The organism is Shinella zoogloeoides (genome assembly GCF_030733845.1).
GTDB classification, from domain to species: Bacteria; Pseudomonadota; Alphaproteobacteria; order Rhizobiales; family Rhizobiaceae; genus Shinella; species Shinella zoogloeoides_C.
On sequence record NZ_CP132311.1, the window covers coordinates 2,240,829 to 2,260,019 of the forward strand.

General features: G+C 65.7%; 17 protein-coding genes and 1 pseudogene. 9 read left to right on the forward strand and 9 right to left on the reverse strand.

Annotation, left to right across the window (positions count from 1 at the left end):
* The first annotated feature begins 6 nt into the window (after nucleotides 1-6).
* Complete coding sequence (locus Q9316_RS12110) at nucleotides 7-1,401, forward strand: NAD(P)/FAD-dependent oxidoreductase (RefSeq protein WP_306031868.1); 1,395 nt, start codon at nucleotides 7-9, stop codon at nucleotides 1,399-1,401.
* 27 nt (nucleotides 1,402-1,428) lie between these two features.
* Here Q9316_RS12110 and Q9316_RS12115 read toward each other — a convergent pair whose 3' ends face one another.
* Nucleotides 1,429-2,124, reverse strand: a complete 696-nt coding sequence (locus tag Q9316_RS12115; protein WP_306031869.1) for a GntR family transcriptional regulator — start codon at nucleotides 2,122-2,124, stop codon at nucleotides 1,429-1,431.
* Between the two features lie 99 nt (nucleotides 2,125-2,223).
* Complete coding sequence (locus Q9316_RS12120) at nucleotides 2,224-3,393, reverse strand: serine hydrolase domain-containing protein (RefSeq protein WP_306031870.1); 1,170 nt, start codon at nucleotides 3,391-3,393, stop codon at nucleotides 2,224-2,226.
* Between the two features lie 215 nt (nucleotides 3,394-3,608).
* Between Q9316_RS12120 and Q9316_RS12125 the strand changes: the two genes are divergently transcribed.
* From Q9316_RS12125 to Q9316_RS12135, 3 genes and pseudogenes are all read left to right on the forward strand, one after another.
* Nucleotides 3,609-4,490: a helix-turn-helix domain-containing protein gene (locus tag Q9316_RS12125; RefSeq protein ID WP_306031871.1), complete on the forward strand. Its 882-nt coding sequence runs from the start codon at nucleotides 3,609-3,611 to the stop codon at nucleotides 4,488-4,490.
* Nucleotides 4,491-4,604: 114 nt separating this feature from the next.
* Nucleotides 4,605-4,802: a hypothetical protein gene (locus Q9316_RS12130; protein ID WP_306031872.1), complete on the forward strand. Its 198-nt coding sequence runs from the start codon at nucleotides 4,605-4,607 to the stop codon at nucleotides 4,800-4,802.
* A gap of 38 nt (nucleotides 4,803-4,840) precedes the next feature.
* Nucleotides 4,841-5,026: pseudogene (locus Q9316_RS12135) on the forward strand (hypothetical protein); the annotation flags it as partial.
* A 155-nt stretch (nucleotides 5,027-5,181) separates the two neighbouring features.
* On the opposite strand, the gene Q9316_RS12140 reads toward Q9316_RS12135, so the two are convergent.
* Nucleotides 5,182-6,399, reverse strand: a complete 1,218-nt coding sequence (locus tag Q9316_RS12140; RefSeq protein WP_306031873.1) for an MFS transporter — start codon at nucleotides 6,397-6,399, stop codon at nucleotides 5,182-5,184.
* 283 nt (nucleotides 6,400-6,682) lie between these two features.
* On the opposite strand from Q9316_RS12140, the gene Q9316_RS12145 reads away from it, so the two are divergent.
* Together Q9316_RS12145 and Q9316_RS12150 are read left to right on the forward strand one after the other, a co-directional pair.
* Nucleotides 6,683-7,903, forward strand: a complete 1,221-nt coding sequence (locus tag Q9316_RS12145; RefSeq protein ID WP_306031874.1) for a helix-turn-helix domain-containing protein — start codon at nucleotides 6,683-6,685, stop codon at nucleotides 7,901-7,903.
* 33 nt (nucleotides 7,904-7,936) lie between these two features.
* A complete protein-coding gene (locus Q9316_RS12150) occupies nucleotides 7,937-8,569 on the forward strand; it encodes a Vgb family protein (RefSeq protein ID WP_306031875.1) in 633 nt (210 codons plus the stop codon).
* A gap of 13 nt (nucleotides 8,570-8,582) precedes the next feature.
* On the opposite strand, the gene Q9316_RS12155 is transcribed toward Q9316_RS12150, so the two are convergent.
* Entirely contained in the window at nucleotides 8,583-9,443 is an 861-nt protein-coding gene (locus Q9316_RS12155; protein WP_306031876.1) for an urea carboxylase-associated family protein, read from the reverse strand.
* Between the two features lie 190 nt (nucleotides 9,444-9,633).
* Here Q9316_RS12155 and Q9316_RS12160 point away from each other — a divergent pair, with 190 nt between their 5' ends.
* The 3 genes from Q9316_RS12160 to Q9316_RS12170 all read left to right on the forward strand — a co-directional run bounded on the left by Q9316_RS12160 (nucleotide 9,634) and on the right by Q9316_RS12170 (nucleotide 12,455).
* A complete protein-coding gene (locus tag Q9316_RS12160; RefSeq protein ID WP_306031877.1) occupies nucleotides 9,634-9,957 on the forward strand; it encodes a hypothetical protein in 324 nt (107 codons plus the stop codon).
* 69 nt (nucleotides 9,958-10,026) lie between these two features.
* Nucleotides 10,027-11,451 (forward strand): cytochrome P450, encoded by a 1,425-nt coding sequence (locus tag Q9316_RS12165; protein ID WP_306031878.1) that lies wholly within the window; start codon nucleotides 10,027-10,029, stop codon nucleotides 11,449-11,451.
* Complete coding sequence (locus Q9316_RS12170) at nucleotides 11,448-12,455, forward strand: lysophospholipid acyltransferase family protein (RefSeq protein WP_306031879.1); 1,008 nt, start codon at nucleotides 11,448-11,450, stop codon at nucleotides 12,453-12,455. The genes Q9316_RS12165 and Q9316_RS12170 overlap by 4 nt, the downstream gene beginning before the upstream one ends.
* A 57-nt stretch (nucleotides 12,456-12,512) precedes the next feature.
* Here the strand turns inward: Q9316_RS12170 and Q9316_RS12175 are convergent, their stop codons facing one another.
* From Q9316_RS12175 to Q9316_RS12195, 5 genes are read right to left on the reverse strand one after another with little or no spacing between them, the layout of a single operon-like run.
* Nucleotides 12,513-13,466 (reverse strand): choline ABC transporter substrate-binding protein, encoded by a 954-nt coding sequence (locus tag Q9316_RS12175; protein ID WP_306031880.1) that lies wholly within the window; start codon nucleotides 13,464-13,466, stop codon nucleotides 12,513-12,515.
* Nucleotides 13,467-13,513: 47 nt separating this feature from the next.
* The gene (locus tag Q9316_RS12180; protein WP_306031881.1) at nucleotides 13,514-14,344 is read right to left on the reverse strand and encodes an SDR family NAD(P)-dependent oxidoreductase; all 831 of its coding nucleotides are present in this window, start codon (nucleotides 14,342-14,344) and stop codon (nucleotides 13,514-13,516) included.
* Nucleotides 14,341-14,838, reverse strand: coding sequence for an acetone carboxylase subunit gamma (locus Q9316_RS12185; protein ID WP_306031882.1), 498 nt, complete (start codon nucleotides 14,836-14,838; stop codon nucleotides 14,341-14,343). The genes Q9316_RS12180 and Q9316_RS12185 overlap by 4 nt, the downstream gene beginning before the upstream one ends.
* Before the next feature lie 3 nt (nucleotides 14,839-14,841).
* Nucleotides 14,842-17,034 (reverse strand): hydantoinase B/oxoprolinase family protein, encoded by a 2,193-nt coding sequence (locus Q9316_RS12190; RefSeq protein WP_306031883.1) that lies wholly within the window; start codon nucleotides 17,032-17,034, stop codon nucleotides 14,842-14,844.
* Between the two features lie 16 nt (nucleotides 17,035-17,050).
* Nucleotides 17,051-19,180, reverse strand: a complete 2,130-nt coding sequence (locus Q9316_RS12195; protein WP_306031884.1) for a hydantoinase/oxoprolinase family protein — start codon at nucleotides 19,178-19,180, stop codon at nucleotides 17,051-17,053.
* Between the last annotated feature and the right edge of the window lie 11 nt (nucleotides 19,181-19,191).

Consider the following 19,191-nt stretch of genomic DNA (forward strand, 5'->3'; position numbering starts at 1 on the left):
GAGGACATGCGGACCATGGTATCGAAAGCGCTTGCCGACGTGAAAATGGAACCTTTCTGGCCGGATCGACCCGACCGGCCGGAAACGCTGCCTCCCCTCACCGCCCCGCGCAAGGCCGACCTGCTGGTGGTCGGGGGCGGCTTCACCGGCCTGTGGGCCGCCATCCAGGCGCGGCAGGCAAAGCCCGACTGCGCGGTCATCCTGATCGAGAAGTCGAGCGCGGCCAGCGGCGCCTCCGGCCGGAACGGCGGGGTTGCCTCCACCTCGGTCATGCACGGGCTCTCCAATGCCGCCCGCATCTTCCCGAAGGATATCGCCGCGCTGGAAGTGCTCGGCCAGGAGAACATGCGCGGCTTCATGCAGGTGATCGCCGAGAACGGCATCGACTGCCACGCCGAATGGGGCGGCGAGCTCAACGTCGCCATCGAGGACAGCCAGATCGACAGCCTGCGCGAGGAGCACGACCTGCACCTCAAATACGGCCACAACGCCGTCTTTCTCGACCGTGACGCGCTTGCCGGGCACATCCGCTCGCCGCGCTACAAGGCCGGCGTCTGGACGAAGGACGTCGCGGGCACCGTGCATCCCGCCCTGCTCGCCTGGGGCCTGAAACGCCTCGCGCTGACACTCGGCGTCGAAATCTACGAGACCACCCCGCTGCTGAGCCTGGAGGAGACGGCGGGCAAGATGCGCGTGACGACGCCGCACGGCTCCGTCGTCGCCGACCGGGTGCTGCTCGCCACCAATGCCTTCATGGCCGGGCACCGGCATATCAAGCGCCGCATCGTGCCGATTCGCGACCGGGTGCTGGCGACGGAACCGCTCTCCGACGCGCAAATGGCCGCCATCGGCTGGGGCAACCGGCAGGGCATCTACGACATGCGCACGCAGATGAACTACATGCGCCTGACGAAAGACAACCGCATCATCTTCGGCGGGCGCCTCGCCTATGCCTTCAATGGCGACACGTCGCCGGATGTCGACCGCGAGCACGCCACCTATGCTCCGCTCGCCGAGGCCTTCTTCGACACGTTCCCGCAGCTCGAAGGCCTTGCCTTCAGCCATGCCTGGAGCGGGGCGATCGACCTTTCGACGCGCATGGCCGTGCATTTCCAGCGTTACCATGGCGGTAAGGTCGTCTATGCCGGCGGCTATTCCGGCTTCGGCGTCACGGCCTCGCGCTTCGGCGCGCGCGTCGCGCTCGATATCCTGAACGGCTCGACGCTGCCGGAGAGCCGCCTGGAATTCGCCACGCAACTCCCGTCCATCGTGCCGCCGGAACCGTTTCGCTGGCTCGGCGCGCAGATCACCATGAACGCGCTGGACACGGCGGACCAGAAGGGCGGCTGGCGGTTGCCCTGGCTGAAATTCGTCTCGGCGCTGGGCTTCCCGCTGCATTGAGCCGGGCAGTAGAGCCGCCCGACGGGTCTAAGGCACCATGAACTTCGCGTGTTTCAGCATGTAATGCGCGGCCTCACGGATATCGTGCGCGACAGCCTCGCGCGCGCGGATGGGATCCTTCGCCTCCAGCGCGTCCATGATGCGCTCGTGGAAGTCGACATCGAGCGCTTCGGTCGGCGTGAAGGTCGTGCCTTCCACCAGCTTGCGCAGGAACGGGCCGGCCTGGAGCCAGAGGATCTCGATCATGTAAAGCAGGTATTCGTTGCCGCAGTGCTGGTAGATCGAGAACTTGAAATCGAAATTGGCCTGCAGGTAGCGGTCGATGTCGCCGGCCTTTGCCGCCTCGGTGCGCGCCTTGCAATAGTGGCGCACGGTGCGCAGGCTATTGCCGTTGAGCTGGGTGGTCGCCAGTTCCGTCGCGGTGCCCTCGATGGCGATGCGCGCCTGCGTCAGGCTGTTGAAGGATGGCACGGTCAGGAGCGGCACCTCGACGCTGCCGTTCGGCAGCAGGTTCAGCGCACGCACGGCCTGCAGGCGCTGGAAGGCGGTGCGCACCGGCATGGGGCTGGTGCCGAACTGCTCGGCGACCTTGCGGTAGGTGAGCTTCTGGCCCGGCTCGAAATGCCCGGCCATCAGCGCGTGCACGATCTGCTGGTAGACCTGCTCGTGCATCGGCACCGGAGCCTCGATCGCCGTGATGCTTGCCGTCTTCTTCGCCGCCATGTCCGCCCCTCGAAACGCGCTTCGCACGCTGGAATTGCCCTTGGTAGGAGATTTGCCGGCGCCCGCGCAAGCCCTCAGCCGCACGCCGGCACCCCTGCATCACACCATGCGGGCGAGTTTCGCCAGGAAGGCGATGTTGTCGCGGTCGAACGGGTCGGTCACCGGGTCGGGCTGCGAGGACATGCGCACGATGACCGTTTCGCTGGCCGGATCCACGTAGAGCCACTGGCCGTGGATGCCGATGCCGCAATAGGCGCCCTCGCCCGTCTGGTACCACTTGTTGCGGTAGCGCCCCTTCGGGAAGAGGTCGAAGAAATCGCTCCTGTCCCAGGCCTCCTTGCTGCCGCCGCCGACCGTGTCGGCGACCCAGGCTTCGGGAACGAGACGCCTGCCGTTCGCCACCCCGCCCTGCCGCATCATCTCGCCGAAACGCGCAAGGTCGCGCGGGGTGAGCGAGACGCCGGCCGAGGCCCGGCTGGTGCCCTCGCGATCGACGGTGATCGTCACCGTGCCGCGCGCGCCGAGCGGCGCAAAGACCTTCTCGCGCAGAAGATCGGGAATGCGGCGGCCGGCGGCGCGCTCAAGGATGACCCCGAGCATGTCGGTGTTGGGCGACCGGTAGCGGAAGATCTCGCCATGGTCTCCCGGCAGGCGCCGGAGCGTGCAAAGGAATTCGGCAAGCCCCTCGCCGCCGCCGCCCGGGTTCCACAGCATCGCCTTGCGGTAGCGCGCGAACGGGCTCTGCGGGTCGAGATAGGCCTCGTCGATATCGATGGCGACGGACATGTCCAGCACATGCCGCACCGTCGCATCGCCATAGGCCGAGCCTTCGGCTTCCGGCACGTAATCCGTCACCGGCGCCTGCGGATCGAGCAGGCCGTCCTCCTCCAGGGCGCCGGCAACGACCGCGACGATCGACTTGCTGATCGAAAAGGCGATGTGGCGATTGCCGAAATCCATCGTCGGGGCGGACCAGTCGGCGACGAACCTGCCAGCCTTCATCACGGTAAGCGCATCGGCATGGGAGCGGGCCAGATAGTCCGAAATCCGCTCCTCGCCGCCGGGCAGCGTAACGGTCGCGGCAATGAGGCCGGCCGGATCCTGCGGCGCATCCTCGCCGCCCGCCCCACCCCATACCTCAGCGCTCGGCACCAGCTCGCCGACATTCTGGAACGACCACTGGCTGAACGGCGTCAGCCGCCAGTTGCCAAGCCGCACCGCATCGCGGCGAAAGCCGTATCTGTTCTCGAAAGCCGTCGTGCCGGTCATGCCTGTCCTCAATCCCCTGCCGCAGGAGTCGTCCCGGTTCACAGCAGCCCTGCGAACGTCGCCAGGAGGCGGCTTTCCCTGGCAATCATTAGACGCTATACTGTGATCTCAGATCACGCAACAGGATTTGCCTGCCTTTCCCGGCAAGGCGAGACAAACGCAGGCACGGCGCGTAAAATTGCGCGTCAGGCGACGGAATCGGCCGCGGAGAACATATGACTGTCGAAGCATCGAACGAGGACGGGCAGGTCTCGGCCATTGCCGATCTCGCCATGGCGCTGCTGGAGGGGATCGGCCGGCTGGATTTTCAGGAGCGCATCATGAACGCCCTGAAGCAGCAGGTCGATTTCGATGCCAGCCTCGTCCTTCTTTATCGCCGGGAAAGCGCGCCAAAAATCCTGTTCAACGACTGGCGCACGGACCGCGGCCTCTCGAACATCCGGCAATATCTGCAAGGCTACTACCGGCTCGATCCGTTCTACCGGCTGACGCTGGAGGACGGTATCGACGGAGTGCACCGGCTGAACCAGCTCGACACCAGCTTCGGCGACAGCGACTACTACCGGGAATTCTACCAGTATTCCGGCCTGCAGGACGAGATCAACGTCCTGGTCAGCCTCGACGCCGACACCAAATTCGCCATCTCGCTCGCCCGGCGCAACACGCGTCCGGCCTTTACCGGCGCCGAGCTGAAATTCCTGCAGACGGCGACGCCCCTTCTGGTCAAGGCGATCGTGCGGCACTACCGCGACCTTCGCCCTGACGGACAGGATGACGAGCCGATCCTGCAAAGCGCGCTGGCGCAGGCGGTGCGCAATTTCGGCCGCAGCGTGCTGACGAACCGGGAATGCCAGGTGGTGCAGATGGTCCTGCGCGGCCATTCGGTGAAGGAAGCCGCCGCCAAGCTCGGCATCGCGCCGGCAACGGTGAAGCTGCACCGCCGCAACCTCTACGCCAAGCTCGACGTGACCTCGCAGGCAAGCCTCTTCTCCCTCTTCCTCGATGCCGTCTGCTCGGCTGAAAACGCCTTCGACGACCCGCTGGCCGGCTATCTCACCCGCCGCGCCCGGCTGACGGGCGACCTGCTGCACGCCTAGCGGCGCCGTGCGTTCCGGGGCGCGGAAATCGGCCCGAACCTTTCCAAATATGAAGGGAACAATCGCCGCCCTTGCCGGTTGAAGCATCGTCAATGACGATAGGCGTGATCGCATATGCCCGACCAATCCAAGCTCTTTCCCGACCATAGAAGGCTGTCGGGGGAACGCTACACGGTGGAAACCTTTCGCGCGGCCTATGACCTCTCCCAACAGGAGGCCAAGCGGCTGTACGACAAGTTCGGTCCCTCCAAGAGGGAACTCGATCTCCTCATGCGCGCAAGACGCGACCCCGAGCAGTTCCTGAACTTTTGAAAGCCCGGCACTCTAGAAGCAAGGAGCCGACCATGACGATCGAAAATCCCAAGCCCGGCGCTCCCGGCACCACGGAGCAGTCTCCCCGCTGGGAAGGCCCGGAAGCCACCCGCCCGCGCGGCTACATGCCCGCCAAGGACGACCCGGATCATGACCCCGACGCCCACGGCGAGACCAATGCCGATCCCTCGCGCGAAAAGCTGAGCGACGCCGGCAAGACCAAGGACGGCGAACCGGAAAGCGAAGAAGAGAAGATCAAGCGCGAGCAGGCCACCAATCCCGCGCTGATGCCGATCGGCGACCCGGCCGGCGCGGCATAGGCAAAGCACACAGAAGACCAACAAGAACCCGCCTGACGGCGGGTTCTTGCATGTTCGCGTCATGCAGCCGCCATTGCCGCTTCCCGCGACTTCGGCACCGGCCGGAAGGTCATGGCGATCAGGAATGCGCCAAGGCCGATGCCCCAGGAGCCGACATAGAGCCAGGTATAGCTGGCGAAGGTATCGTAGATCAGCCCGCCGGCCACCGGCCCCAGCGCCATGCCGAGGCTGCCGGCCATGGCCGTGCCGCCGATGACGGTGCCCATCATGCGCAGCGGGAAGTTTTCCCGCGCGATGACCGCATAGAGCGGCATGACGCCGGCATAGATGAATCCGAACAGGGCAGCGACGATGTAGAAGGAAGCCAGCCCGCCGGTGAAAATATAGGCGAGTGCGCCGAAGGCCTGGGCGAAGAGGCCGAGCACCAGGATGTGCTTGGCGCCGAACCTGTCGCCGAGAATGCCGAAGGCCACGCGCCCGCCCATGCCGGCCAGCCCCTCGATGCTGTAGATCGTGACGGCCGCGATCATCGGGATGCCGCAGGTGATGGCATAGCTCACCGTATGGAAGATCGGCCCGGAATGGGTGGCGCAGCAGAAGAAGTTGGTGAGGCACAGGATGATGAACTGCGGTGACCTCAGCACCTCGCGCGTCGTCATACTCTCCTGCGGTTCGTCCGCCGCGGAGGAAGCGTCGCCGCCCGCCTCCAGCGCCGGCGCGCGCCTGACCAGCAGCGAGACGGGGATCATCACCACCGCGACCACGAGGGCGATGATCTGCAACGAGGTGCGCCAGTCGTGCATGGTAATGAGCCAGGCGGCGAAGGGCGACATGGTCATCGGCGCCATGCCCATGCCCGCCGAAACGAGCGAGACGGCAAGACTGCGGTGCGTGTCGAACCAGCCCGTCACGCAGGCCATCATCGGCGCGAAGATCGCGGCGACCGAAGCGCCGACGACAAGGCCGAAGACGAACTGGAACGCGACGAGCGAGGTGGCAAGGCTCGCCAGCGCAAGGCTCGCTGCGAGCAGGACGGAACCCGTCAGCACGACGGGCCGCGGCCCCCAGCGGTCCGAAAGGCTGCCCCAGAACATGCTGGCGAAGGCGAGCGCGAGGAAGCCGACGGTCATAGCCGTGGAAATGCCCGTGACCGACCAGCCGGTATCCTTGGAAATCGGCAGCAGGAACACGGGCAGCGCGAACATGGCGCCGATGGCGATGCAGCCGAGCAGGCCGCCCGCGGCGACGATCACCCAGCGATAATGCGTATCGATCATTGTCATCTCCTCCAGGATCGGCCGGCAGGCGGAGGCCGCGCCGGCTCATCGTGTCCGCCTGAAAGACGCTGGCGGCGGCTCCCTTCCGACATCACCATGAAAGAATTTCACGATGACGCCGAACATGGACCGCGGCAAGCCGGGCGATGCGAGATCCGGCAGCCGCACCCTCCGCCAGAAAGGGCTTGAATGCGGGCCGCAAAACGCCTTTCCTCGGCGACGAACGGCCCGAGACTAGCCGGCGGTATCTGCGGGCGGGAGTTACAAGTGTGACGGGAATGCCATGGACTCGATGATCACCGCCGCCGCCCGGGCGCTTGCCGCGGGCGATCCGCTCGGCGCATTGAACCGCGTGGCGCTGCGCGACGACGCCCCGGCGCTCGCGCTGCGCGGCATCGCCATGGCCCAGCTCGGCGATCTCGACCGGGCCAAGGCGCTGCTGAAGAGCGCTGCCCGCGCCTTCGGCCCGCGCGAGGCGATAGCGCGGGCACGCTGCGTGGTCGCCGAGGCGGAAATCGCCCTCGTCTCGCGCGATCTTGCCTGGCCGGTGAAGGCGCTCGCCGCGGCCGGCGCCACGCTCGAAATCCATGGCGACCGGCTGAACGCCGCCCATGCCAGGACGCTCGCCATCCGCCGCCTGCTGCTGATCGGCCGGCTGGACGAGGCGGCCGCCCTGCTTTCGGACATCGATGCGGCCACCCTGCCCCCACCGCTGCGGGCGGCGCACGAGCTTGCCGCCGCCGGCATCGCGATCCGCCGCCTGCGCATCGCCGCGGCGCGCGAGGCCTTTGCGCGCGCAGCCGCGGCGGCCCGGCAAGCCGGTATCCCGGCCGTGGCGGCCGAGGTCGCGGACGCGGCCTCCGTCCTGCAAAAACCGGCCGCCCGCCTGATCGCCCGCGGCGAAGACCACCTGCTGCTGCCGGATGCCATCGAGGCGCTGCTTGCCACCGACAAGCTCGTCGTCGATGCCTGCCGGCATGTCGTGCGCCAAGGCGAGGCGGCGATCTCGCTCGCCACGCGCCCGGTTCTCTTTTCCCTGCTGTGCACGCTTGCCGAGGCCTTTCCGGGCGATGCCAAGCGCGGCACGCTGCTTCTCCGCGCCTTTCGCGCCCGCCATGCCGACGAGTCGCATCGCGCCCGGCTGCGCGTGGAAATGGGCCGGCTGCGCGCCGAACTCGCGGGATTTGCACAGATCGACGCCACCAAGGACGGCTTCGTGCTCATCCCGCACGATGGCCGCGACGTCGTGGTGCTGGCCCCGCCGCTCGACGAGCCGCATGCCGACGTGCTGGCGCTCTTCGCCGACGGGGAAGCCTGGTCGAGCTCGGCGCTCGCCATCGCGCTCGGCACCAGCCCGCGCACCGTTCAGCGGGCGCTGGACCGGCTTGCCGCCGCCGGCAAGGTGCAGACGGTCGGCCGCGGGCGCATGCGGCGCTGGTTGACGCCGACGCCCGGCGCGTTCTCGACACTCTTGTTACTCCCAGGTCCTCTGCCAGGCGACTAGGATCAGGCCATCAACGATCCAAAGGAGATTTCGATGACCACCTCTCAGGCAGACATCATCCGCGAATACGGTCCCTTCCCCGGCGTGGAGCAGGTCCACGGTGTCACCTTCGACGGAAAGAACGTATGGTTCGCCGCCGGCGATGACCTCAAGGCGGTGAGCCCGGACGACGGCCGGGTGCTGCGCACCATCGACGTGGCGGCCCATGCCGGCACCGCCTATGACGGGCGCCATCTCTTCCAGATATCCGAAGACCGGATCCACAAGATCGATCCCGCGTCCGGCACCGTGCTCGCCACCATTCCCGCGCCCGGCAAGGGCGGCGATTCCGGCCTCACCTGGGCGGAAGGCTCGCTCTGGGTCGGCGAATACCGCAGCAGGCAGATCCACCAGATCGATCCGGAAACCGGCGACGTGATCCGCGTGATCCAGAGCAACCGCATGGTGACGGGCGTCACCTGGGTAGACGGCGAACTCTGGCACGGCACCTGGGAGAATGACGAAAGCGACCTGCGCCATATCGATCCCGAGACCGGCGCCGTGCTCGACACGATCGTCATGCCGGCCGGCACGGGCGTCTCCGGCCTCGAATCCGACGGCGCCGACCGCTTCTTCTGCGGCGGCGGGCGAAGCGGCATGATCCGCGCCGTCCGCCGCCCGCGCTGATCTTCGCTTACGTCTAAAATCCGTGGGTGCCGTCGTAGCCGTTGACCGGCGGCGGCGCCCAGCCTTCCGGCAGGCCCTTCGCCTTGTAGATTTCCACCACCATCGGATAGCAGGCCGCCGTATCGGAGGAATGCTGCGCCGAGCAGTCTCCGCCCGGGCAGGCCGACATGCAGCCGAGAAGATCGATCTCGGCGAAGAATTCCAGATAGTCGCCCGGCCGCACCGGGCTGGCCTTCATGAAATACTGTCCCGTATCGCGGGTGAAGCCCGTGCACATGAAAACGTTCAGCACGTCGTGCACATAGGTTTCCGCCTCGCGCGGCGCCATGCCGGTCTTCTGCGCGAAGGCGCGCGTCAGGTTCGAATGGCAGCAATGGTGGTACTGCCCGCCATGGCTCAGGAGATTGTGCGTATAGGGATCGCACCGCGTGCCGATCACGTCATGCACGGCCCCGCCGAACGCGTCGAAGCCGTACCAGTCCAGCGTATCGTGTGTGATCGTCGCGATGGGGCGCAGGTAGGGGAAGTTGGAGAAGAGCTGGTCGCCGAGCCCGACATGGGTGCCGTTCAGCGCGCGGGTCTTGCCGGTATAGAGCCGTTCGCGAAGATCGTTGGCGTTGAAGAGGTTGAGGTCACCCACCTGCGGGCCCTCGCTGCTGACGATGCGGCAGAAGTGCCCGGCCGGCACCGTCCACGTCGCCGCCTCGCGCGGCGGCACCACGACCGTCTCGATCAGCTCCAGGTCGTCCCGCAGCGCGCGGTAGGCCGCAAGGTCGGGCCGCGGCAGCGTCTCGACCGGATAGCAGATCACCGGCTTTATCGCCTTGCGGGCAGCGGCATCGGCAGGCGCGGCGGTTATCGGATTGGGCTTCATGACGTCCTCCCTCTCGGCAGGATGAGTGCCCTGCCCCTCAATCTTGTTGAATGAGGCTACTATTATTGTTCAACAGCATCCAGTTCAAGCCGCGACGTGGCGTGTCGGACGCCAGCCCCTGCCAGCTCCCAGCTTGACAGGCCGCATGCCAGACGCGACACCGTCCCTCCCCACGCGACGAGGTGCTGGCATGGCCATCGACTGGACCTACATTCAGGAAAACTACGACTGGCTCGGCCATATGGTCGAGGCCTTCGTCATGGCCGTGATCGTCGCGCTCATCGCGCGCGTCCTCTACCGCTGGCGCGATTCCTTCGTCATCGGGCTCGCCTTCGCCATGGGCCATTTCCACGGCCGCGAGAAACGCGACTACGAGGTCTCCGTGCACATGCCGCCGCCCCATCTCGACGGCTATTGCATGTGGGACTGGAGCTGGGACCAGATGACCGATTTCTGGCCGACCGCCCTCTTCCTCATGGTGCTTCTTTTTTTCGTGATCCGGCGCAAGGCCTGACGGCTTGCGGCGATTGACAGTTACAACCCATTGTTTAGACGTTAGGTGCAAACAACAATTGGCACCCCTATGCTCGCCTGGCTCCAGAAACCGGTCAATTTCCACGAATTCCATGGCGAGGGCGTGTTCGAGCCCGTGCGTGCGCAGGACTATGCCGGCCCGCCCGGAAAGCCGCTGAACCTGCTGCTGCAGGCTAGAGCCGACTTCCTGTCGATCTGGCGTGCCGGCGACTATAGCGAAGGCATTTCGCAGATCCGCGTCCTCGGACGGCAGGTGGTGGTGGTCAACAGCCCGGCGCTCATCCGCGACGTGGTCGTCAAGCGGCAGGAGAACTACGAGCGCAAGAGCCCGCAGATGCGCCGGGCGCTTGAGCACCTGCTCGGCGACGGGCTGTTCATTTCCGATGGCGAGACCTGGCGCCAGCGGCGCGCGCTGGTCGCCGACATCGTGCACATGAACCGCGTGCCCGCCTTCGGCCCGGTCATGGAAAAGACGGCAAGCGAGCTCGTCGAGCACTGGAATGCCGTTCCCGAGGGCACCACCCTCAACGCGCTGCACGAAATGGCGGGACTGACGGCGGAGATCATCTCCCGCGCCGTCTTCGGCAACCAGCTCGGCGAAGAGGGCGCGGCCTCCGTGTCCGAAGGCTTTTCGAGCTACCAGTCGCTGATCGACTCGATCAATCTCGGCTATTTCCTCGGCTTCGACGACGGCCTGCCGATTCTGCGCACGCCCTCGCTGCGCCGCTCCGTGAAGCGTATCCACCGGGTCATCGACAAGGTCGTCGAGGACCATCTTGCCGGCCGCGGCGACCACAATTCGATGGTTGAGCTCCTGATCCGCCGGCAGCAGCGCAACCCCGAGCTCAAGCTCGACGTGGTGGCGCTCCGCAACGAGGCCGCGACTATCTTCATGGCCGGGCATGAGACGACGGCCGCAACACTGACCTGGGCCTGGTATCTGCTCGCCCGCGCGCCGTGGGTGGAGCGGTCGGTCCACGAGGAGATCGCCCGCGTCTGCGGCGACCGGACGCCAACCATCGACGATGTGCCCAATCTGGAATGGTGCAAGGCGGTGATCGAGGAGACGCTTCGCCTCTACCCGCCGGTGCCGATCCTGGCGCGGCAGAACCGCAAGGCGGACGAACTCGGCGGCGTTACCATCGCGGCCAATTCGCTGATCCTCATCGTACCCTGGCTGCTGCACCGCACGGGAAGCCTGTTTGCCGAGCCGCACCGCTTCCTGCCAGAGCGTTTCATGGAAGGGCGCCGGCCGACGTCCTACAGCTACATTCCCTTCGCCAGCGGCCCGCGCGTCTGCCCGGGCCTGCATTTCGGGCTCACCGAGGCCGTTCTGTGCCTTGCGATCATCGCGCAGCGTTTCCGCGTGCGCGTGCCGGAAAAGCACAGGGTCGAGCCCGTCTGCCGCCTGACGCTGCGCCCGCGCGACGGCCTGCCCGTCACCCTCGAAAAGCGCGCCGGAGCGCCCGCATGACCGACCAGCCGCCGCGCGACGCCGGCAACCTCAGCCGAAGGAAGGCGTGGTTCTTTTCGAGCGGCGACCGGCCCGGCCTTTCCGCCTTTCTCGCCGGCGGAAGCGAGCGCAAGCGCTTTTTCCGCTACTGGGTCAGGGACAATCTCTGGAACGCGGCGCATCTTCTCGGCCACTACGCCCTGAAGCTCGTTCCCATGGACGCGGTTTCAGCCCTCGGCGCGGGGCTTGGCCGCTTTGCCATGCCGCGCTTCCACAAGCTTGCCGAACGGCGCGCGCGCGAAACGCTGCGCACGCTCCGGCCGGACCTTTCGGACTCCGAGCGCGAAAGCCTGCTGATCGAGAACCAGAAGGCGCAGGGTCGCATCATGACGGAGTTCTCCGTCGTCAACCGGATCGCAAGGCACCCCGATCGAATCCAGTATCACGGCCTCGAGATCATCGACGAAGCGGTGCGCGCGGGACCGACGATCATCGTCGGCCTGCATCTCGGCAATTGGGAAATCGGTCCGGTCATCCTGCAGAAGATCAACGTGTCGCCGCACACCTTCTACGTCCCGCCGGTGGAAAGGGCGAAAGCCTGGATCGCCGAGCGCGTGCGCAGAAAGGCCGGCGTGCAGTTTCTGCCGCCGGGTTTTCAGGGCGTGCGGCCCGCGGTGAAGATCCTGCGAAGCGGCGGCGTCGTCAACGCCTTCTGCGACGAGGGGTTTCAGGGCGTCATCCGTGGCCCGTTCTTCGGCCAGACGCCGCACATGGAAGGCAACATCGCGCTCATCATCCGGCTTGCCCGCATGACCGGCGCGACGATCTGTCCGTGGTACAATATCCGCACCGACGGCTTCCGCTTCGAGGCGCACGCCCTCGACCCGATCCGCCTGCCGCCTGAAGACGTCCCCGGCGAGCGCTTTCTCGACGACATGCTGCTGCTGAACGCCGCGATAGAACCCATCGTCCTCGCCCATCTGGACCAATGGTACTTCCTCGACAGCGCCATCAAGGCACGCTGAGCGCCCCACACTCCGGGCTTCGATGGGCCTGCCGGAACAGGCCCATCGCGATAGGTATCAACCGCCGAGGAACCGGCTCACCGCCTCGCTCGCGGGTCCGCCGTCCAGCGTGGTCACGCCATCGAGCCAGGGGCCGGCCGCATCGGGATGGGCTTGCAGCCATTCCGTTGCCGCCGTCGCCGCGTCCTTGCCGTCGTTGAGGATGGCGCCCATGATCTCGTTTTCCATCTCCAGCGTGAAGCGCAGGTTGGTCACGAACCGCGCGGCGTTCGGGCATTCCGTCGCATATCCGGCGCGAATATTGGTATAGATGTCCGCGCCGCCGTAGTTCGGGCCGAAATAGTCGTCGCCGCCGGAGAGGTAGTCGATCTTGTACACGGAGTTCATTGGATGCGGCGCCCAGCCGAGGAAGATGATCCATTTCTTCTCGCCGATCGCTCGCCCGACCTCCGCCAGCATGCCCTGCTCGGAGCTTTCGACCAGCTCCCAGCCGCCAAGGCCGAAGGCCTTCTTCTCGATCATGTCGGTGATCATGCGGTTGCCGTTGTTGCCGGGCTCGATGCCGTAGATCTTCTGGCCGAATTTTTCGGCGAATTTCTGCAGGTCCGCGAAATCCTTCACGCCAGCCGCCGCCACGTAGTCGGGCACGGCAAAGGTATATTTGGCGCCCGTCAGGTTCGGACCGAAGACCTCGATCGACTTGTCTTCCAGAAAGGGCTTGCGGTCTGCCTCCATGCTCGGTTGCCAGTCGCCGAGATAGACGTCGATATCCTTGTTCCGCATGCTGGTATAGGTGACCGGAATGGAGAGGAGCTTGCTTTCCGGTGCATAGCCGAGCGCTTGGAGGATCGCCGAGGCGACGGCCGTGGTGGAGGTGATGTCGGTCCAGCCGACGTCGGAAAAGCGCACGACCTTGCAGCTTTCCGGATCGGCGGCGCGGGCGGTGCCCATCGTCGAAAGCAGGCCGGCAGTCATGGCAAGCATCATTACAGGCGTGATATGTCTTGGCATTTGCTGTTCCCTTTCTCGTTATGTTGGCTTCATGCGAACCGGGCGGCTCACCAGAGTGCGCCGCCCGAGATCTGTATGTTCTCCATGGTGATGCCGCGTGCACCCTCCCCGCACAGGAAGACGGTGAGCGAGGCGATTTCGTCCGGCTGGATGATGCGGTTCTGCGGGTTCTGTCGGGCGATGTCCGCCATGGCGTCTTCCAGCGTCCGCCCGCCGCCCTCGCGGTCGATGACCTGCTGGACGTTACGCCGCATCAGTTCCGTCTCCACCCAGGTCGGGCTGATCATCACCGCCGTCACGCCATGCGGCGCCCCTTCAAGCGCGACGCAGCGCGTGAGGCCGAGAAGCCCCGATTTCGAGGTGCAATAGGCGGGATTGTCCTTCCAACCGACCGTTGCCGCCGTCGAGCCGATATTGATCACCCGGCCCCATTTGCGGGCGATCATGCCCGGCAGGTAGGTGCGGGTCATGCGGAAGGCGCCATTGAGGTTGGTGTCGATGATCTTCAGCCACAGCTCGTCCGAATGGCCGCTGACGGGCTGCTCGGCGGTGGTGCCGGCGGCATTGACGAGAATGTCGGCCGGCCCGCACGCTGCCCCGGCGGCGGCCGCAAAATCGGCGATGGAGGCGCTGTCGCGCACGTCGAGATGGCCGGCATGAACCTTCACGCCGAACCGTGCGAGCCCCGCGCGCACGCCTGTGATCTCCTCGGGGTCCGGATAGGCGGCCGCATCACCCTGCCGCCCGACTGCTTCGCGCACGAACGAGCCCACGGCGACATGGGCGCCGGCGCCCGCAAGCGCCTCGGCAATCGCCAGCCCCTGCCCCGTCAGCCCGCCGGTGATGACCGCGCTGCGGCCCTTCAACTGTCCCGTCATGCCGTCTCCTTCAGGGGTTTTCCCAGCCAGCCGCGATAGAAGCCGTCGAGGTCGGGCTGGAAATCATGCACGATGGGATAGCCGGGCGCAGCCGCCTCCACCTCATGGAGATGGGCGCATTGCGGGCAGAAGAACTCGCGAATCTCCATCCATTCCGGGTCCGGCAGGTCGCTGTTCGGATAGATTTCCCGCAGGCTTTCCTCCGTGTCGCGCACGTTGATGACGGCGGCGAGCTTCCAGTTCTTCCGGTAGTCACCGAAAGAGTGGCCGCATTCGCAGCGCGTGATCCTGCCCTCGCCACTGTCGCAGATGAACAGCCGGTCGCCGACCGGCAGCAGGATCGGATCGTCGAAGGCGACGCGATCCTGAAGGACCGCGATATATTTGAAGAACCGGTCGTCGTCCTTGTAGGCGCTCATGATACGGCGGGTCTGCGGCCAGGGCAGCGTGCCCTCGACCAGCTCGCGGATGACATCCTTGGAATATTCACTCATGGCTCAATTCTCCCCGGCAATGGCATAGTCGGCGTCGAGGCTCCAGAATTCCTTGAATTCCCTGGTGAATCTCGGCGAGAGCTGCATTGCGCTGCGATACATCTTGGCGACTTCCGGGGCAAAGGCCCCGGCCTTCACACGGTCCCTCTCGCGCGCGATCCATTCGGAGACCGGGACAGCCTTGGCGAGGCGCGCCCGGCGCATCTCTGCGCGCCTTGCAGCGGTGGCGTCGATATCGGCCTGCGGATAGCCCTCGTCGTCATCCTTCAGAATGATGCCGAAGACCTGTTCGGCCGCCTCGCGCGTCAGGAAGCCGTTCTCGACGTCCCAGGCTGTCTTGATCGGGTCGCGCTCCAGCACGTCGCCGAAACCGCCTCCGCCATTATAGGCGTGGCTGAAGATGTCGCCGGTCTTGTGCGGCTTGGTGATGTAGGGTCCCTCCTCGAAGACCTGCTGGCCCTTGTAGGTGCGTTCGAAATTCGAGGTGATCGGGTCCGTGCCCGGCGCATGGGCCAGCGGCTCGCGCCGTTCGGCCTTCTCGAAGATGTCCGAGCCGCGCACCGCATGGTGCTTCTCGCACGTCGGCGCCGGATAGCCGCCGCACAGGCCGCCATTGTCGAAGACGCGGGAGGAATGTTCGGAGGTGACGAGGCGCAGATGCTCCGTCTTGCTGACCAGCCATGTCGAGATGAAGGCGCAGCCGCCGCGATATTTGCCCGCCCCGCCTGAATTGGCGACGATGGAACGGCCGATATAGACCATCGGCATGTTCTGTTCCCAGATCTCGATATTGCCCATGTCGGATTCCGGATTCCAGCCGACATAGGCCGTGTCGAGCCCGTCCTTGATGGCGAGCGCGCCGGAGCCGGCGGCCGCGCATTCGAAATGCGCCATGCCGAAGCTGCCGCCGTACTGGCTGACGCCGCCCATCTCGATCATCGGCGAATTGACCTGGCCGACAAAGGCCTCCTCGACGAAGCCGCGGGCGATGAAGCCGCGCGACAGCAGCCGCTGGAACACGCCATAGGCGGGCAACAGCAGCGCCCAGGAGGTGGCGGTCGCCGCCATCTCATTGTCCGGATTGGTCCAGGTGCCGTGCGGAATGTTGATCTCGGTCGCCATCCATGCGCCGTCGTTGACGAGGCCCTCGAAATTCATGTGCTGGGTCAGCGTCACGAACATGCCGCCGTCCATGCCGGCCGGCGTGCAGTTCATCGAGTGGTAGCCCCAGGGCTGGGTGCCGTCGAAATCCATGCGGATCCTGCCCTCGGCCGTGATCTCCATCTCGATCGGGATGTTGTAGAGCCAGTTCGGATCGGCGAGCGGCTGGAAGCCGGGCTTGCCTTCCGTGACATGGCCATAGAACGTATGGCCGCGATAGATGCCGGGCACGGTGAGCTGCCGCGTGCGGGCAAGCTGGGCGCGCCGGCCTTCCTCGATGAACTCCTTGGCGATCTGCTGCCAGTAGCCGAGTCCGATCTCCGAGATGAGCTGCTTGACGCTCTCGCGCATATCGATGCAGGCGGCGACCTTGGCCTTCTCGTCGAGTACCCAGTAGATGGGCATGCGCAGGTTCCGTTCGCAGCGGATGATATAGTCGCGGCGCAGCTCGTCGTTCTGCCCGACCTTCTCCGCGCAGACGAAGAGGCCTTCCGTGAAACGCTCCTGCGCCAGGCAGACGTCGCCGCCGGGTGTGATGCCGCCGGCCTCCAGCTCGTGGCAGACCGCGCCCGCCCAGCCGACCAGCGTGCCCTCATAGTAGATCGGCACCACGTCCATGACATCGGGCACCTGCACCGTGCCGATGAAGGCGTCGTTGTTGGCGAAGATGTCGCCGTCGCGGATGCCGGGGTCCTGCTCGTAGCCGTTGCGGATCATCCACTTGATGAAGCGGCTCATCGTGTGCACATGCACCATGATGCCGTTGGAGAGCGCGATGGCGTCCCCCTCCGGCGTATAGATAGCGACGACCATCTCGCCGACTTCGCGCACGCCGGGCGAAGCGGAGATGCGGCGGGCCATCTCGCGCGCCGAGACGCAATAGGCGCGCAGCTTCGTGTGCAGCGTCTCGAACTTGAGCGGATCCTCCTTGCGCAGCTTCAGCTCGGTAATGCCGTCATAGCAGCCGGTTTCCTCCATCAGCCGTTCGGATTCCAGAAGGCGCGACTGGAGGGGGTTTGCGGTTTTGTCCAGCATGTCTTGGGTCTCCCGCTCAGGCATGGTTGTAGTGGAGCAGCGTCCACTCGTCGATGAAGACACGATCATTGGGATGGACGACCAGAGTGGTCGCCGGATGCTCGATGATGGCGGGGCCGGTCACCTCGTGGCCGGGCTGGAGCAGATCCATCTCGTAGAGGTTCGCCTTGTGCCAGCGCCCGCCCATATAGGCTTCGCGCATCCCCTTGTGGGCGGCTTGCGGGTTGGAGGTGCCGAGCGGCCGCCGCACGAGGGTCGGCTTGATCTTATCCGCGGTGGCGATGATGCCGAGTTCCATCAGCGAGAAGCCGGCCTCGCCGTATTTGGAGACGCGGTGATTGGCCTTGGCGTAGACCTCCTCGAATTGGGCAAGCAATGTGCGCATATCGTCGGCAGTGGCGATGGCGTCGAGCGGCGCGATGACCTCGACATCCTCCAGTTGCCCCGTATAGCGCGCCATGAAGAAGGGCACGGCCTTGATCTTCTCGCGGGCATGGCCGTCGGCGAGCATTTCGTCGACCGCGGCCTTTTCGAGGTCCTTCCAGACCTGCGTCACCTGCCGCCCGGCGGCCATGAGTTGCTCGTCCGAGGCCCGGGCGCCGATATCGATCTGGGTGGAGACCGAGTGACGCCGCATGTAGTCGGCCGTCGTGCAGCCGAAGGCGGAAAAACCGGCGGCGAACTGGAAGGTGATGATGTCCTTGAAGCCGATGCCCCTGGCGCAGCCGGCAAGATGCAGTGGGCCGGAGCCGCCATAGGACAGCAGCGTGAATTCCGAGGGGTGGATGCCCTGGCCTGAGATCACGCGGCGCAGTGCATTGTTGGCATCCGCCTCCAGCATCTCGATCATGCCCTCGGCCGCCTCTTCGACCCCGACGCCGAGCGGATCGGCGCATTTCTCCTTGAAGGCGGCGCGCGCCTTCTCCACCTGCAGCTTCACCTTGCCGCCGAGGAAATAATCCGGGTTCAGCCGACCGAGGATCGCATCGCAATCGGCAATGGTCGGTTCCGTGCCGCCGCGGTCGAAGCAGATGGGGCCGGGATCGGAGCCGGCGCTTTCCGGGCCGAGCGAGATCTTCCGCGTCAGCGGATCGACCTTCAGGATCATGCCTGCGCCGGCACCGATCGTATCGAGGTGCAGCGTCGGCACGTTCAGCTTGAAGCGGTCCATCAGCGGCTCATTCTCGATGCGCGTCTGGCCGCGCGAGATGACGCCCATGTCGAAGGACGTGCCGCCCATATCCGAGCAGATGAGGCTGTCATTGCCGATCAGCTTGCCGATATAGGCCGCCCCGAGAATGCCGCCGATCGGCCCGGAGATCATCGTCTCGTGCAGGCGCGGATGGTTGATCGAGGTGAGGCCGCCGAAGGACAGCAACGTCTGCACGCCGTATTTGAAGCCGTATTTCTTCGAGGCGTGCTCGATGCCACGCAGCTGCATGCGACCGCGCGAGGTGGCATAGGCCTCGATCAGCACGGAGTTCAATCGCGACTGCTCGCGGACGACGGGACGGACTTCGTGGCTGGTATAGACCATGATCTCGACACCGGCTTTCGCGATCTCCTCGCGGCAGATCTCGGCAATGCGCTTTTCGTGCGCCGGGTTCACATGGGAGAAGATCGTCATGATGCAGATCGCATCGACCTTGTCCTTGATGAGCGCGCGCGCTGCCTTCACCACATCCTCGTCGTAGAGCGGCAGGATGACGTCGCCGAAATGATCGATGCGCTCGGTGACGCCATGGGTGCGCCGGCGCGGCACCAGCGGATCGGGATGGGCGTGCGTGACGGCATGCAGCCGATCGGCATAGGAATAATCGGCCCAGGCCTGCAGGCCGCGGCCCATCAGGATCATGTCCTCCATGCCCTTGGTGGTGATGAGCCCGAGGCGGCGTCCGGTGCGCGAGAGCAGCGTGTTCAGCATGCCCGTGCCGGAATAGAGCACCACGTCGAGGCCGGAGAACATGTCCTCCAGCGAAATGCCCCAGGCGTCGGCCGCGTCCAGTGAGGAGGCGATGAAGCCTTCCGCCTCGTTTTTCGGCGTGGTCGCCGCCTTGCCGATCTTGAAGTGTCCGTGCCGATCGACGAGGATCGTGTCGGTCATGGTGCCGCCCGCGTCGATGCCAATCACTATCGGGTTTTCCAAGTCCTGGCCCT